The 15,798-nt window shown below is 69.7% G+C and carries 15 protein-coding genes; 11 read left to right on the top strand and 4 right to left on the bottom strand.

Annotated features, from left to right (window positions below):
• Positions 1–590, top strand: a 590-nt coding sequence (locus ACTHNQ_RS09005) for a phospholipase D-like domain-containing protein (protein ID WP_440332975.1), incomplete at its 5' end; no start/stop codon positions are given.
• Here ACTHNQ_RS09005 and ACTHNQ_RS09010 read toward each other — a convergent pair.
• Positions 571–1,671: a hypothetical protein gene (locus tag ACTHNQ_RS09010; protein WP_440332976.1), complete on the bottom strand. Its 1,101-nt coding sequence runs from the start codon at positions 1,669–1,671 to the stop codon at positions 571–573. The two genes, ACTHNQ_RS09005 and ACTHNQ_RS09010, sit on opposite strands and share 20 nt — an antisense overlap.
• 78 nt (positions 1,672–1,749) lie before the next feature.
• Between ACTHNQ_RS09010 and ACTHNQ_RS09015 the strand changes: the two genes are divergently transcribed.
• Complete coding sequence (locus ACTHNQ_RS09015; protein WP_440332978.1) at positions 1,750–3,072, top strand: acyltransferase family protein; 1,323 nt, start codon at positions 1,750–1,752, stop codon at positions 3,070–3,072.
• 7 nt (positions 3,073–3,079) lie between these two features.
• Entirely contained in the window at positions 3,080–3,925 is an 846-nt protein-coding gene (locus ACTHNQ_RS09020; RefSeq protein ID WP_440332980.1) for a glycosyltransferase family 2 protein, read from the top strand.
• An 18-nt stretch (positions 3,926–3,943) separates the two neighbouring features.
• On the opposite strand, the gene ACTHNQ_RS09025 is transcribed toward ACTHNQ_RS09020, so the two are convergent.
• Both ACTHNQ_RS09025 and ACTHNQ_RS09030 read right to left on the bottom strand, forming a co-directional pair.
• Entirely contained in the window at positions 3,944–4,954 is a 1,011-nt protein-coding gene (locus ACTHNQ_RS09025) for a polysaccharide pyruvyl transferase family protein (protein WP_440332982.1), read from the bottom strand.
• Positions 4,951–5,850, bottom strand: a complete 900-nt coding sequence (locus ACTHNQ_RS09030; RefSeq protein ID WP_440332983.1) for a glycosyltransferase family 2 protein — start codon at positions 5,848–5,850, stop codon at positions 4,951–4,953. The genes ACTHNQ_RS09025 and ACTHNQ_RS09030 overlap by 4 nt, the downstream gene beginning before the upstream one ends.
• 165 nt (positions 5,851–6,015) lie before the next feature.
• On the opposite strand from ACTHNQ_RS09030, the gene ACTHNQ_RS09035 reads away from it, so the two are divergent.
• The 8 genes from ACTHNQ_RS09035 (at position 6,016) to ACTHNQ_RS09070 (ending at position 14,305) form a co-directional block, all read left to right on the top strand.
• The gene (locus ACTHNQ_RS09035) at positions 6,016–6,831 is read left to right on the top strand and encodes an alpha-1,2-fucosyltransferase (protein ID WP_440332985.1); all 816 of its coding nucleotides are present in this window, start codon (positions 6,016–6,018) and stop codon (positions 6,829–6,831) included.
• Positions 6,832–6,921: 90 nt separating this feature from the next.
• Positions 6,922–7,722: a nucleotidyltransferase family protein gene (locus tag ACTHNQ_RS09040; RefSeq protein ID WP_440332986.1), complete on the top strand. Its 801-nt coding sequence runs from the start codon at positions 6,922–6,924 to the stop codon at positions 7,720–7,722.
• Positions 7,719–7,985: a PqqD family peptide modification chaperone gene (locus tag ACTHNQ_RS09045; protein WP_440332987.1), complete on the top strand. Its 267-nt coding sequence runs from the start codon at positions 7,719–7,721 to the stop codon at positions 7,983–7,985. Before ACTHNQ_RS09040 ends, ACTHNQ_RS09045 begins: the two co-directional genes overlap by 4 nt.
• Complete coding sequence (locus tag ACTHNQ_RS09050) at positions 7,982–9,187, top strand: hypothetical protein (RefSeq protein ID WP_440332989.1); 1,206 nt, start codon at positions 7,982–7,984, stop codon at positions 9,185–9,187. The genes ACTHNQ_RS09045 and ACTHNQ_RS09050 overlap by 4 nt, the downstream gene beginning before the upstream one ends.
• A gap of 37 nt (positions 9,188–9,224) precedes the next feature.
• Entirely contained in the window at positions 9,225–10,643 is a 1,419-nt protein-coding gene (locus ACTHNQ_RS09055; RefSeq protein WP_440332990.1) for an O-antigen ligase family protein, read from the top strand.
• Entirely contained in the window at positions 10,630–12,255 is a 1,626-nt protein-coding gene (locus tag ACTHNQ_RS09060) for a polysaccharide biosynthesis tyrosine autokinase (RefSeq protein ID WP_440332992.1), read from the top strand. Before ACTHNQ_RS09055 ends, ACTHNQ_RS09060 begins: the two co-directional genes overlap by 14 nt.
• Before the next feature lie 8 nt (positions 12,256–12,263).
• The gene (locus ACTHNQ_RS09065; RefSeq protein ID WP_440332994.1) at positions 12,264–13,430 is read left to right on the top strand and encodes a glycosyltransferase family 4 protein; all 1,167 of its coding nucleotides are present in this window, start codon (positions 12,264–12,266) and stop codon (positions 13,428–13,430) included.
• Positions 13,427–14,305: a polysaccharide pyruvyl transferase family protein gene (locus ACTHNQ_RS09070; protein ID WP_440332996.1), complete on the top strand. Its 879-nt coding sequence runs from the start codon at positions 13,427–13,429 to the stop codon at positions 14,303–14,305. The genes ACTHNQ_RS09065 and ACTHNQ_RS09070 overlap by 4 nt, the downstream gene beginning before the upstream one ends.
• A gap of 479 nt (positions 14,306–14,784) precedes the next feature.
• Here ACTHNQ_RS09070 and ACTHNQ_RS09075 read toward each other — a convergent pair whose 3' ends face one another.
• Complete coding sequence (locus ACTHNQ_RS09075; protein WP_440332998.1) at positions 14,785–15,798, bottom strand: glycosyltransferase; 1,014 nt, start codon at positions 15,796–15,798, stop codon at positions 14,785–14,787.

Here is a 15,798-nt window from a genome sequence, read left to right on the forward strand (position 1 = left end):
AGGGGATCGAGCTGTTCGAGGTGAGCGCGGGAACCGGCGACCTCGACTGCCAGGTCATCCCGTCGGGACCCGGGTTCGAGTTCCAGAACAACCTCAAGCTGTTCATGGGGCTGCTGTTCGCCGCCCAGCGGAAGATCATCATCGTCAGTCCCTACTTCGTGCCCGACGAGGGCCTGCTCCTCGCGATCCAGACGGCGTGCCAGCGCGGCATCCACGTCGAACTGTTCGTCTCGGAGGAGGGTGACCAGGCGATCGTCTACCACGCGCAGCGCAGCTACTACGAGGCGCTGCTGCGCGCCGGCGTGAAGATCTGGATGTACAAGAAGCCGTTCATCCTGCACACCAAGAGCCTCACGATCGACGACGAGGTCGCCATCATCGGGTCCAGCAACATGGACATGCGCTCGTTCGGTCTCAACATGGAGATCTCGATGCTCGTCCGCGGTCAGGAGTTCGTCCAGGAGATGCGCGGCGTCGAGGACATGTACCGCTCGCTCTCCCGCGAGCTGACGCTCGAGGAATGGGAGAAGCAGCCGCTGCGCTCGACCGTGCTCGACAACCTCGCCCGGCTCACGTCCGCTCTGCAGTAGGCGTGACCAGCAGGAGACCCTCGGCGACGAGGTGCTCCACCGCCGCGCGCACGAACTGCTCAGCGTCGCCGTCCTCGGGCACCCCGTATGTCGCCGTCGCGGCGTCGACGAGGACATCGAGAGGAACGCCGGATGCCGCGGCCCACAGCGCGGGCGCGATCCCGGCGAGCACATGCACGGTGCCGCGGCCGCCGACGCCGCGGGTGAGCACTGCGACCCGGACGGGGGAGGGGAGTGTGACCTCGTCGACGGCGGCGGCGCGGACGTACACCGGCTCCTCGGCGGTCCGGGTTCCGGGCCCGGTGGGGTGGACGACGGCGGGCGCGACGACGGGGCGCGTCGGCGAGCCGGTGAGGAGGGCGGGCATGACGGCCGACAAGTCCTCGGCCTCCCGGTATCGCACCGAGCGGATGCCGCCGGTGGCATCCGCGAGTGCCGCGATGAACCGCAGCGCGTCAGGACGTTCGACGAGGTGGCTGGACTGGCTGACAAGGTCGTCGAGTGCGTCGCCCAGGTCGATGACATCCACACGGGGAGGGCCCTCATGGCCGGAGTCGCGGTGCAGAAGAACGATCGCACGCACTCGCAGGTCGTGCGGAACCGTGCCCAGCCCGACCGAGGACGGCCCGCGCTCGACTTTCGGCGACCCCGGCTGCTCGATGATCGACAGTGGCTTGCGGTACGCGAAGACGCGGCCGTCGCGGTCGATGCCGATCGTCTCGTCTGAGACGTATCCGTACTGCTGCCCCAGGTGCCGGGACGCTGTCGTCTTGCCGCGCCCCGAAGGCCCCACGAAAGCCACCACGTCGCCGGTCGGTGTGGCGACACCGGCGGCATGCAGCATCCAGAGATCCGAGCGCCTGGCATCGATCGCGGCGCGGGTCACCTGCCGCGACAACGACTGAAGCATGCGGGCCCGACCCGCGGAGAGGGGGACGACGACCGGCGCCGACTCGTCGCCCCCGGGGGCCGCGGCGTCGCTCCAGGCAGTCCGCACGGCCGCGGCATCGTCCGGTCCCAGCACCGACAGATCGATGCCGATCGTCACGCCGACCGCGTCGACGTACAGCATCGCCGTCATGCTCGCAGTGTAGGCGAGGCATGACGCGGGCGTTCACCGGGACGGGGAGGCCTCGACGGGGTGCTCTACTCTGGTGCCGTGACACCCGCACCGGCTGGGGAGCGAACGGAGCGCATCGCGGCGATCGATGGTCTGCGCGCGCTGGCTTTCCTGCTGGTGTTCGCCTTCCACTCGTGGCAGTTCGCGGGAGCGCCCGACATCCCCGTGGTCTCGACGGTGATCGCGCAGAACATCCGCCCGGACTTCTTCGTGGTTCTCACCGGCTTCGTGCTGTTCCTCCCCTTCGCGCGGGATCCTTCAAGGCTCGGCCGATTCTCGACGGGGCCGTACCTGAAACGGCGTCTGCGCAGGATCGTGCTGCCCTACTACGTCGCTCTCGCCTACGCGATTCTTCTTCCGCAGGCGCTGGTCGTACTCATGAAGGCGCTGGGACGGGATGCCTCGTGGCAGCCGTGGCCGAGTATCGGGGATCTGCTCAGCCACCTCACCTTCACGCACATGTTCTTCCCGCAGTACTGGTCGACCATCAACGGCAGCCTCTGGACGATGGCGCTCGAGATGCAGCTCTACCTGATCTTCCCGCTCGTGATGCTGGCCGCCGCGCGCTGGGGTCTGCGTGCCGTCTTCGGCGCCATCGTGGTGTCGGTGCTCTTCCGCATCGGCGTCGACATCTTCGTCGGGGACGCCGAGTTCTCGGTCGTGTTCCTCTGGGCTGCGTCAGGGCTCGGCCGGCTGACGGAGTTCTCCTTCGGAATGCTTGCCGCCGTGGCGGGGTTCCGAGTCGCGGGCCGGATGCGGCGACCGCATGTGATCGCCGTGCTGGCGGTCATGGTCGTCGCGTACCTCGTGGCGACCGAGCCCTTCTTCCGAGGCACGGTGCTGCCCATCCGGGACCTCGGGCTTTCCATGCTCTTCGGCGGGCTCATCGTGCTCGTGCTCACCGTGCGGCCCATTGCGGCTCTCTTCGCGTGGCGTCCGATATCGTGGCTCGGCTACCGCTCGTACAGCCTGTTCCTCATCCACCAGCCGACGCTGTGGTACCTGTCGGAGTTCCTCCAGAAGTTCACCCATGTTCCGGAGGGTGCCGGGCTGCTTGCGCTGCTGTGGACTGTCGGCTTCGCTGTCGTACTCGGCGTCGGCCAGGCGCTTTTCGTCACGGTGGAACGCCCCTGCATCGCATGGGCGAAGCAGGTGCCGTCCAGTCGCGCGCCCGCAGGCGCTCCGCCGCAACCGCTGTCCGGGCCGGCGGCCCCTCTCTCCGGGCCGGCGTCCGGCGTCGGGGCGGCCACTGTCGAGGCACCCCTGCCGGAGGCCCCAGGTGCCGTGGAGATGCCGGAGACCGACGTCGACGTCGGGGAGTCTCGCGGGCCCGACCCCGAGGGGCGCCCGCCGCGTGCCTGAGCTCTCAGTGCTGCTGCCGGTGCGCGACGGAGAAGCGACGGTACGTCATGCCGTCGCGTCGACGTTGCGCGCCATGCCCCGGGACGCAGAGCTGGTGATCTGGGACGACGCCTCGACCGACCGGACCGTCGCGGTGATCGAGAACTTCTCGGACCGTCGCGTGCGCCTCATCCGGAGCGACCGCGCGGTCGGCGTGGGTGCGGCACTGCGCGCGCTGTGCGACCGGACCGACAGCCGCTTCGTCGCGCGCATGGATGCGGACGACGTGTGCCTGCCGTGGCGCTTCGCCGCGCAGTCGGCTGGCCTCCGCGACGGCCGACGCGGCATCCTCTTCTCCCCGGTGCTTCGGTTCCGCACGGCGCCCCTGCGTGTTCTGCCATCAGCACCGGTCGCGGTCTCCGCGCAGGCGCTTCCCCTGCACCTGGCCGTCATGTGCGTGGTGATGCACCCCACGATGTTCGCCACCCGGCGTGCCGTCGAGACGGCGGGAGGGTACCGGGACGTTTCCGCCGAGGACTACGATCTTTGGCTGCGCGCCGCGACGGCAGGAGTCCCGATGGCGCGGTCGTCTCTGCCCACCCTCGCCTACCGACGCCACGTCGCGCAGGTGTCTTCCACGGCCGAGTATGCCCGGCGTGTCAGCGGTGACGGGCTGCTTGCGCAGTCGTACCGCGACTTCGCTCGAGCGACACTGGACCTCGACGTCGATTGGATGCCGGGCTTGAGCGCCGCCTTGCCCGATGCGGCGCGAGGCGTGCGTGAGCTGCGCGCGAGGTTGGAGGAGCGGTCGGCCGGCTTGACGGCTTGGCAGCGGCATCTCTTGCAGCGGACGATGCGGCGGCTTCCCGCCTAGCCGCGTCCGCCACGCGGGTCATTGCACCGAGCTCAGCAGGGTTCGGACGTGATCGTCGGCTTCCTGTGGAGTGCGGGCGAAGCGGACGAGCGGAAAACGCCCCAGGTAGTCGTCGAAGACGGCGGCGAGCTTGCCGTTCGCGTTGTCGCGCGCGACCACCGGCCGGGCGAGCAGTGTCGCCAGCACGGCGGCGTGCAGTCGGTCGGTGACGACGACCCGCCCGCTCAGCACAGTGTCCTCTGCGGCACGCACGAGCGTGCGCGCGGCGGCGGAGTAGCCGGGGTCGACGAACGCGCGGTAGAACCGGGGAAGCGTTCTCGGCACGCGTTTGGCGAACGACCCCGGTGCCTTCGCGAGATTCCAGGCGAGCTTCTCCAAGGCGGAGTAGTTCCAGTCCACCCTCTCGCGCCGCCAGGACCCCCCATCCGTGAGCAGCGGCTCGCCGGTGGACTCGGTGTCGGTGCGACGAAGCTCGAGGACATCGACGCGCGGGCGCCGGCGCCGCGTCGGTCCGTAGCCGAAGGCGAGGTCGGGGCAGTACCGCACTCGCACACCGTCGAGCAGGTCATCGGCGTGACGCACGCTGCGGGTGTCGCGCAGGAGCACGGTCAGGTCCGGATGTGCGAGATATGCCGAGCGGACGCGTGCCGCGGCCTCGCGGCTCATCTCGATGCTCTGCGGCAGCTGGATGATCCGGCGATCGGGGAAGTCGGCGATGACGCGCTCGCGGAAGTGCTGGAAGAGCGCCCAGCGGTCGCCGAAGTTGCCCCCGCCATGAAGCAGGATCGGACCCTCGGGGTGCAGACGCGCGAGCTCGGCCGGCCTGTATCGGCCGGCCGAGGTCTGATAACGCACCGGGACCCGCAGGCGCTCGAGATAGGCGCGTTCGCCGAGGTAGATGAGCGAGTCGCCGGCGTTCGCGTGCAGGGGGAAGTCGACGAGCGCCACCGGCGTCCCAGGCTCCAGCAGGGATCCGAGGACATGCAGCGACTCACGTTGCAGATCGTCCTGGACCTCCCGTGCCGTCACGGCTGGCGCCTGAACACGCGGCCGGCGAACGCGGCGGCTGAGTCGAGGGGGGCGCTGCGCACGGCCCACCACGCGAGCGCGAAGGCATATGACGTCCGTCGTGCACGGGCCGCGGCTGCCAGCTCTGAGAGATTCTCGTCGGCCGCGTACTGGCGGTAACGACGGAGGTTGTGCGTCAGAGTGTCCGCCAGCCGACGGTCACCGCGTTGTCGCGCCTGCCGGATGTTGCCGCGCAGCCCGCGCAGCGCTGCCGTGCGACCCGGCAGTCCGCGGCTGGTGACATTGGCGCTGTGGCGGCGGTATCCGACCAGCTGACGGTCCACGGACGCGAATTCGCCGTGCTGCAGCAGCCGCAGGATCAGTTCGTTGTCCTCCGCGGGCTCCATCTCGCGGCGGCATCCGCCCACGGAGAGGTACGCGCTCCGCTTGATCAGCAGCGTCGTGATGCGGGGGAACGCGACGTCGCCGGCCAGCATGTCGCGCGCGGAGGCGGCAGGGGCGGGCCAGCCCCTACCGAAAGGCTTCCCCTCCGCATCCATGTACCAGCCTCCCGTGTACACCGCGATGGCTGCCGGGGCCTCGTTCAACGCTTCCAGCTGGCTTCGGATGCGGTCGGGATGCCACACGTCGTCGTCGTCGAGGAACGCGATCCACTCGCCCCGCGCGGTGGAGACGCCCGTGTTGCGGGCGACGGACAGTCCCGATGGGTCCTGCCGCAGGTACGACACGCCCAGCTCGGCCGCGATCGCCGCGAGGCCCGGGGCAGGGGCGCCGTCGTCCACCAGCACGATCTCGTCGACCTGGGAGGTCTGGGCGCGCACCGACGCGACCGTCTCACGCAGATACCGCCCGTCGCGGTTGGTGGGGATGATGACACTGACCGACCGAGGGCCCACGCATCCTCCCGGTTCGCATCCGCCCGTCGCGGCCGGGCGGGCCACGAGTCGTCCATAGTGTAATCCGGGAGGGCGAGGCGGATGGATGCAGTGAAGCAGGCGATGTGGCGGGCGTCCCGGCCGCTTCGACGGGTGCTCCGACACCTCCGCTGGCGGGTGCGGCGGATGACCGCGGCCATCGTGGACCGGTTCCGGCGTGGCGACCGCACCGTCATCGCGACCCCGGCCGGCATGCGCTTCGGCAATTGGGCGTATCTGTGGCTCACGGCTCATCAGCGCACTCGCGCGGGCGATCCCACCTTCGTCCTCGAGGTGCCTGGCATGGCCCCGTGGATCGACCGGTTTCCCGCGCTCGCTGCCCTGACCGTCAGCAAGGATGAGCTGCACTTCCATGACCGTCGCGAGTGGCGCGGCGGAGCAGCCCTGCAGCGCTTCGGCATCGACTTCACCCGCGAGGCGCTGCAGAGCTTCGTGCGGGACGCCCTCGCACCTGCCGTCCCGGCGCGCGAACCCGCCGACGTGGTGGTCAACATCCGGCGCGGTGACTACTACGCGTTCTCGGGGTTCCGCGGGATGTACGGGATGGACATCGAGGGCTATATCCGTGCTGCTCTCGCGGTCGTCGATCCGCCGGCGGACATCCTGGTCGTCTCGGACGACCCGGCCTGGTGTCGTGAGAATCTCGATGGGATGCTGCACGACCGCGCTCGCGTCGTCTCCTATGCCGAGCGCGACCCGGTCGGCAACTTCCTTGCGATCGCCTCGGCACGGACGCTGATCGGCATGAATTCGACGTTCTCATACTGGGGTGGCTATGTCGCCGACGTACTGCATGACGATGCGCGGATCGTCATGCCGCGGTTCCACGCACGGCTGGAGAACGGCTGGGACGCCTACCAGCTCGACCCGCGATGGGCCGCTCTGGAGGGCTTCGACGGCCGGGAACCCGCGACGCCTGGGACGCCCGCCGACCAGGAATGAGGGCGTGGATAGAGTGTGACCGTGACACAGACCGAACCGGCCGAGGTCTCGGTGCCGCTCCCGGTGCGGCTGCTCCTCGGACGCGCGGCCGTGCAGGTGATCGCGGCCGATGTCGGCGCGGACCTGCTTCACATCAAGGGGAACGCGGTCGACGCCACTCTTCGTGCACATGAGGCGCCGGGGATCGATATCGACGTGCTGGTGCGCCCCGCGCAGGTGCCCCGTCTGCACGACGCGCTCGTGCAACACGGCTGGACTGTCTACAGCTCGTTCCTGTACGGGTCTCCGTTCGGCCACGCTCAGACCTATCGTCACGCCGACTGGGGCTATCTCGACCTGCACCGCATGTTTCCCGGGATCCGACTCGAACCGGAGGCGGCGTTCGAGGTGCTGTGGCGCGATCGAGTGCGACGCGAGTTCGCCGGCACCCCGGCGGCCGTCCCTTCGTTGCCCGCGCAGGCTGTGCTGCTCGTGCTCAACGACGTCCGCTCCCGCAAGGCCGCGAGGGCGATGGCAACGTGGGTCGACGGACCGGGACTGGACAGGGACGAGGTGATGGCGCTCGTCGACAGGCTCGATTCCAGGGTCGCCTTCGCCGCGGCGACGGGCGATCTCGCGCGATATCGCCGGGCGCCCGATTATCGGCTCTGGAAGGGCATCACGCAGGGAAGCACCCGCACGGGCGAATGGTGGGCACGGGCTCGCGCTGCGTCCACGCTGCGCGAGGCGCTCGTGATCCTGGCCCGCGCACCCCTGGCGAACGTGGAGCGTCTCACGCACAAACTGGGCCGGATGCCGACCCGGGGAGAGGTGGTCCGGGCGACCGCAATGCGTCCCGTACGGGCGGTGGGCGAACTGCTCGTCGGGCTCGGACGGCGGTTCGGTCGATGATGCGCGTCGCACCCCGCGTGGGCGCCACCGTGTTCGCGGAGCGGGTCTACCTCGCCCATCTGCCCGACGGGCCCATCCAGGTGCTCGAGGGGACGGCGGCCCTCATCTGGACCCACGCACTCGCCGTGCCGCGAGCCGGACTCGTCGGCGCCGTGGCGAACGACGTCGAGGGCGACCCCGTGACGATCCGGTCGCAGGTGTCGGCGTTCGTCGATGCGCTCGTCCAGCAGCATCTGCTGATCGACGAGGAGGAGGACCTGTGATCTCCTCCCGCACGACAGGCGTCGCGATCGTCGCGCTCGCCGTCGCCGCGGGACTCCTCGCGCTGACGTCGGCGCTCCTCGTGCCGGCAGGTCTGCCGTACGACGAGCCTGCGCACTGGTCGAACGTGCTGTTCTACGCCGAGCACCTGCGTCTGCCGGTGCTCGGCGAGGCGGGCGTCACGTACGAGGGGCAGCAGACGCCGCTGTACTACATCGCCGCAGCCGCGGTCGTCCGCCTACTCGGCGCCACGGATGCCGCGTTCCTCGCTGTCCGTGCACTGGGCGTGGTGGGCGCCGTCGTGATGACTCTCCTGATGGGCGGCATCCTCCGGCGCAGCATCCCTGGCAAGTCCATCGTGATCATCGTGGGCACCGCGTTCATCGCGCTCAACCCGATGTTCGCGGTGATCGCAGGTTCGGTGCAGAACGACACGTGGACCCTCGTCTGGGGGTTCGCGCTGCTCTGGTCGGCCCTGCCGCTCATGGATCCGACGCGCACGGTCGCACGGCCCTGGACGTCTGGTCTGCTGCTCGGGGTGCTGGGCTCCGCCGCGATCCTCACCAAGCTGAGCATCGTGCCCGTGGTCGCCGCGGTGCTCGTGCTGCTGCTGCTCCGCCGTCGGCTTGCGATCGTGCTCGTCGCGGGCGCGGTCGTCCTCGTGGCGAGCGGGTGGTGGATCGTCCGCAACTATCTGCTCTACGGTGACCTGACCGGGCAGGCCGGCGTGGAGCAGGCTGGGTACGAGTTCGGACAGGGCGTTCTCGGCCCACTGCATCTGGCGCGCTCCGCACTCACGTATCTCTTCCTGCCGACCGAGTACCTGCGGAACTCGATCTCGGCGCCGTGGTGGATCGACGGCATCGTCGTCGTGCTCGGGCTGGCTGTCGCACTCGGAGCGGTCCTCCTGGCGCTGCGGAGCCGACGTGATTGCGCGCCCGGATCGCTGCTGCTGCTGGTGACGGTGGGTGCCGTAGCCGTGCTGGCGTGGATCGTGCAGGGCGCTCTCGGCTGGCATGTCGCCTTCCGCACCGCCTACGGCGTTCTGCCGCTCGTCGCGTTGGCCTTCGGCTGCGCCACCCAGGCTGTTCCCTCCCGTCGCGGCAGCGTCGTCATCGGCGCGGCACTGGGCGTGCTGTTGCTCCTGGTCGCCGGCTGGGTGGCCGCCGTCGCGTCGCCGGAAGCACCTCAGCTCCTGCCGTGACCGACCTGCGATACTGAATCGACGATCGGGAGGACTCGTGGGCCAGCTCTCGGCGCGCACGCACCGACTCCGCGACATGCTCGGCCGATGGTGGCCCGCGGCATGGCGCTGGGTGCTGCTCGCGTCCGGGGCTGCGCTCAGCACGTATCTGATCCTCGATCGCGGTATGCGAAACGGTGTGATCTCGGCGGTCCTCATCGGCCTGCTGGTGATCGGCGTCGCCCTGATGCCCCGCCTCCCACTGGCGATCGCCCTCCTGGCCACGCCCGGTCTCATCGTGGTCCAGCGGGTCGGTCTGGGGGGCACCGATCTGACCGTGTCCGACGTGGCACTCGCCGCGGCATTCGGGTCGGCCGCGCTCTTCGGCACATATCCGCTCAGCCGGCCGACGAAACAAATCCTCGCGCTGAACCTCGTCTATCAGTTCGCGACCCTCCTGACGGTCATCGTGAACCCCTTCGCGCAGAACACGGTCGAATGGTTCCACGCATGGCTGCTCGTCTCGGGCGCCCTGCTGGTCGGGTGGGCGCTCGGCCGTGCGGGCTTGGCGCACGCAGCCTTCGGGCTCTTGATCGGCGCGATGCTCGTCGTCGCGGTCGGGATCCTGGTCTCTGCGGTGTTCACGTTCGCCCAGGGACAATTCGTCGCCATCTCTCCGCGGTGGCCGCTGCCGATGCACAAGAACGCGGCGGGGGACCTTCTCGCCGTGGGCGCGGTGATCGCGCTCGTCAACCCTCGGTGGGCAGGGTGGCGGGACGGATATGCGCGGCTGGCGTTCTGGACTCTGACCATCGCGGTGGTGCTCACCCAGTCGCGTCAGGCGATCATCGGGCTGGTCGTGGCGGTGTTGGTCGTGACGCTGCGCCGTGGCGCCTCTCGTCGTGCTCGGATGATCCTGCTGCTCGTGATCCCCGCGATCTGGTTCGTGATCTCGATGGTGATGGATCAGATCGAGACCGGCAACCGGTTCAACTCGTACTACGTGCGGATCGAATGGATGCAGCAGGTCTACGCCCTGTGGAAGCACTCACCGATCTTCGGTCACGGGCTGCGCTATTGGTATGTGCACGAGTGGGCACTGTTCCAGCCCCCGCAGGCCGAGCTCGAGGTCGTCGCCTCCGCGGGGGTGGTGGGGCTGCTGGGCTTTCTGATCATGTGGGTGGGCATCATCGTCGTGCTCTGGCGCGTCGACCCCCGATTCGGGACACTCGCCGTCGCCGCCGTCCTCTCGCGAATCGTCCAGGCGCAGTTCGATCTGTTCTGGGTCGCAGCGCAAGTGTCGGTGCCGTTCGTGGTAGCCGGGATCTGTCTCGGAGCGCAAGCGCTCTTCGCTGCGAACAGGTCGGACGGCGAGCGGGTCGATGACTTAGCATGGAGCATCGGTTCGGGCGGCCGATATGGGGTGCCCGCTCGCACCGGCAACACGTTGGGGGAAGGCGCCGATGGAACTGCGTGACTACATGCGGGGATTGCGCCGCCATTGGGTTGCGATCATCCTCATCACACTCGTCGGTCTCGCGACCGGCTACGCGTGGACGCTCGTCCAGACACCGGTGTACGAGGGTTCGGCCAGCGGCCTTCTCAAGCCGATCCTGTCCGCGGACGATGCCGGCGCGACGTCCGCCGCCCAGGACGCGATGGCGCGCGCGAAGATCCCCACCTTCCTCGACCTCGCGGAGTCGGAGCGGGTCGCGCAGGGGGCGATCGACCAGTTGCACCTGGACACGACTCCTGCCGCCGTGATCAACCGCATCACGGTCACCAATCCGACCAGCACGTCCATCCTGAAGGTCAGCGCGCAGGCGGAGACCCCCGAAGAGGCGAGCGACCTCGCATCGGCCTGGATCACGTCCCTCAGCACGGTGGCCGACGAAGTGCTCGGCGACGGCACGGCCGGTTCGGCCGACGTCACCGTGGAGGCGTACGACGCGGCCGGCAAACCGACGAAGCCGATCTTCCCCGACGTGAACACCGCCGTGCTGGTCGGCGGAGTACTCGGTCTCGGATTCGGGATCGCGTTCGCTCTCGTCCGCACCGTATCCGATCGCCGCATCCGCATGGGCGACGACATCGAGGCGCGCACGGGCGTCTCCGTCGTCGGCACGATCCCGGTGGCCGAGGGCCTCAGCCGCGAATCCCGGATCGTCGCGCCGGCCGATCCGGCGGCAACGGGTAATCGGTTCGCCGTATCCGAGTCGTTCCGCTCGCTCCGTACGAATCTGCAGTTCATGGACGTCGACAATCCGCCGCGCACCGTGGTCGTGACGAGTCCGCTGCCCGGCGACGGAAAGTCCATGGTCGCGGCCAACATCGCCGTGGCCCTCGCCGAGAGCGGCCGACCCGTCGTCCTCGTGGACGGTGACCTGCGGCGGTCGACGGTGGCCGAGACGTTCGGTCTGCCGCGCGGGGCGGGTCTCACCGACGTGCTCTCGGGCCGCGCCGACCTGATCGATGTCATGCATCGGACCCCCGTCTCGGAACACCTTGTCGTGCTCACCGCCGGCAGCGTTCCGCCCAACCCCAGCGAGGTGCTGGGTTCGGCGAGAATGCGCACCCTGCTCTCCGACCTCGCGAAGCACGCGATGGTGATCGTGGACGCCCCACCGCTGCTGCCGGTGACCGACAGTGCGATCCTCGCCCACCAGACCGACGGCGCGATCCTGGTCGTCGGACTCGGCAAGACGACCTACGATCTCGTCGCCAAGGCGCAGGACGCGCTGGCCAAGGCATCCGGTCGCCTCCTGGGCATAGTTCTGAACCGTGCACCGCTGAAGGGCGCTGACGCCACCCCGTACTACGACTACCGGAAGAGCTACACGCAGGCGCCTGAGACGTCCGATCCGGTGGGGCCGAAGGAGCCGGTCCGGGCGGACGCGCCCGCGACCAGTCCGGCTCCGCCGACGAAAGACACACCCGCCAAGACATCGGGGTCGCGCCGATCGAAGACGGACGCGGACTCGGGGACCGTTGCCGCCGCTTCCGCGGTCGACGAGGACTTCGAGTCGTTCATCGCAGGGATGGACGGCGCCGTGGAGGCGGAGCCCCGTCGGCGCGCCGGTCGGAACTGACATCACGGATGCCGCGAGCCACCCGCCGCGTCGCGCTGATCTCGTCGTCGTTCGCGCCGTACGTCGGCGGGGTGGAGACGCACGTTGATCGTGTCGTGCGCGCGCTGCCCGGCTTCGGCTGGAACGCCGAGGTGTGGACAGTCGACCGGGGCGAGCATCTCGGGACAGTCGAGCGGGATGGCGTCCGGGTGCGGTACCTGCCGGCACCCCTGCCAGCCCGGTCGTTCGGCGCAGTGACGCGGTACATCCGCGACGGCGCTCGCGCGAGACAGGCATGGGCCGACGCCTACACAGCTTTCCGCCCCGAGGTTCTGAACATCCAGTGCTTCGGTCCCAACGGGCTGTACGGAGCGGCGCTCGCGCGCCGCTCCGGGGCGCCGCTTGTGATCACGTCCCACGGCGAGACCCTCGCCGACGATATGGGCGCCTTTCAGCGCTCCCGTCAGCTGCGGGGTGGTCTCCGCGGTGCCGTCGCCGCGGCCGCTGCCGTGACGGCACCGTCGGAGTACGTCCTCGACGACCTTCGGCGAGAATATGGGCTCGACCCGTCCGCCGGCCGGATCATCCGGAACGGTGTCGATCCCGCGCCACCCGGCGCCGTCGCGGCGGCGCCGACGGGGCCCTACCTGTTCAGCGTGGGCCGTCTTGGCCGGATGAAGGGCTTCGACCTTCTCATCGACGCGTTCGCGGACGCAGCGCTCGACCCTGCGATCACCCTTGTGATCGGAGGCGACGGGCCCGAGCGCGATGCTCTGTCGGCTCTCGCCGCGTCGCGCGGCCTGAGCGCCCGCATCATCCTGATGGGACGGCTGGAGCCGCGCGAGGTGGCGGGGCTGATGGCAGGAGCCCTCGCTGTGGTGGTCCCCAGCCGGGCCGAGTCCTTCGGGATCGTCGCGCTCGAGGCGTGGCGCGCGCACGCGGCACTCGTGATGACGAACCGTGGCGGTGCTGTGGAATTCATGCACGACGGACGTGACGCGCTGTTGTTCGACCCGCTCGACCACGCGGCATTCGTCCAGACCCTTCGCAGGATCGTCGCTGACCGTGCGCTGCGTGGGGATCTCGGCCGTGCAGGCGGCGCTCGCATCGGGGAGTTCGCCTGGCCGGCCGTCGCGCGCGACTACGCGAACCTCTTCGACAGCATCGTCGGTGACGCAGCGAGGGCCGACGGATGAGCTACCACGACCGATGGCCCCGCCGCGTGCGCGCCGTACGCCGGCTCTCGCAAGCGGCTCTGATCCCCACGGTGTGGACGCGTGGCCGCGTCGTCCCCGCCTACTGGTGGGACGGTCACCCCAACTTCGGCGACGACCTCACACCGTGGCTCCTGCCCGCGTATGGAGTCGTGCCGGTGCACCGGATGCCGCAGCAGGCGGTGCTGGCCGGTGTGGGCAGCGTGCTGGAGTTCCTGCCCCCGGACTTCGACGGAGTGATCTGGGGCAGCGGACTCATGAACGATGCGGCCCGCCCCCTCCCGAAAGCCCGTGTGCTGGCTGTGCGCGGCCCGCTCACCGGCGAGCGTATCGGCGCTCCAGGAGACGCCGCATTCGGGGATCCTGGGCTCTTGGTCTCACGGCGCATGCGCCGCCCGGTGCCGCGCTGGGACGTCGGTTTCGTGCCGCACGGTCATCATCGTTCCCACGTCGGCCTTGCTGCGCTCGCCGAGGCCACCGCCGGTTCCCGCGTGGTGAACGTCCACCAGAGCGCTCGCAGGACCGTGCGCGAGATCGCCGCGTGCCGACTGATAGTCACGACCTCGCTCCATGGGCTCGTGACCGCAGACGCGTTCGGCATCCCCGCTGTCTGGACCACACTCGACCCGCCGCTGGGGGGAGGCGACTTCAAGTTCCGTGACTACGAAGCGGCGGTCACCCCCGGTCGAACGCGCTACGCGGCGTGGGAGGATGGCATGCCCATCGCCGACTTGCGGCGAGCCGCGTGGTCCGTCGATGCGAATACGGTCGCCGACCTCGGTGACGGGTTGGAGCGCGCTCTTGGACGTCTCGACGAGGAGCTGCCGGATCTGCCCCGCTTCCCCAGGGTGCGCTGATCTCAGGCTGACCTCTATCGATGCCAGGGCAGACGTGCGGCCAGTCCCCGTCGGCTGGGCAGGACGGCTCGCGCGAGTGCTCGGGGCTGCAACGGCGTGGCGGGGATGCCGAACTCGTCGGCGAGTCTTGCCGAGGGCGGGAGACCAGGTCGTCGGCATCGGGGAACATGACGTGGTCGGGCCTGCTCTCGCGCGCGGCGACCAACCCCGTGGCGAGCTTGCTCCCCTTGTCGAGGAGGACGGCCGGCACCCCTGTGCGGGGTCCGGCCAGATCACTGGGGGCGTCGAAGTCGACCTGCACCCACTGGACGTCCGTGGGGAGGTCGTGGGGGCGCTGGTTGCCGACGACCCAGACCGAGTGAGGGGCCGTCTGCCGCGCCACGGACCGCAGCGTCTGGGCCAGCAGCGCTTCGACGCGCGCGTAATCTCCGCTGTTCCGAGGGTGCCGCAGCGAGGTGATGAAAGCGAGCATGAGCGTCTCAGCCGACGCTCGTCCACAGGCGCGCGTGAGCGGCGACGCATCGTTCCCACGTGAAGGCCTCGGCGCGGGCGCGCCCGGCGGCGACCAACTGGGCGATCGCGGTGTCGCCGGACGTGGCAGCCAGCAGCCCCTGTGCGATCGCCGTGGCATCCGGCGCCACCAGCAGGCCGCCCCCGCCGACCACTTCAGGGAGAGAACTGGTCGCCGCCGCGACAACGGGCACGCCGGCGGCCATCGCCTCGAGCGCGGGAAGCCCGAATCCCTCGTAGGTAGAGGGGACCACGACTGCCTCGGCGCTTGCGACCACTCTCGGAATGAGATCGTCGGGCAGGCGTCCTGCGAGAACGGCGCCGTCCAATCCTGCGAAGAGCTCGCTGCGCCGCGGATGCGCGGGACCGGTGAGCAGGAGGCTCAGGTCGGGCCGCTCACGCCGCACGATCGGCCATGCCTCGGCAAGCGCCGGCAGGTTCTTGCGCTCGGCAGCCCCTCCGGCGTGAAGCACGAACCGCTCCGGAAGCCCGAGAACCCGCCGCTCGGTCGCGGGGAGCGGCACGGCATCGAAGAACTTCTCGTCCACCCCGTTCGGTATCACGTGAACATCGCTGAGGCCGAGCAGGTCGTGAGCCTCCTGCGCCGTGAACTCCGAGACGCACACCACTGCCGCGGCCCTTCGCAGCTCCTGTGGAGCCGACGGCACCGGCGCGGACTCGTCCGGGAACCGCCACGCGACGACGTCGTGGAGAGTGACGACCTCCCCGTGCGGTGCGGGGGGCAGTTCGAGATTCATGCGGTGGACGACGGCATCCGTTGCATACATCACCCGTCCGAGGGTTGTGCGCAGACGTGGGCCGGCCTGCGCGACGCGGGCGAGCGGAAGCCGATGCGATCCTGCCAGTGAGGACCGCATCGAGCGCACGATGACTCGCCGCACGGCCCACTCGCCGGCGGCTGCGGAGTCGAGTGCGTCCTGAGCGCGCGCCGCCACCTGCTCCTGGTAGACCTGGGCGCCCAT

Source organism: Microbacterium sp. (assembly GCF_051953575.1).
Classification (GTDB): domain Bacteria; phylum Actinomycetota; class Actinomycetes; order Actinomycetales; family Microbacteriaceae; genus Microbacterium.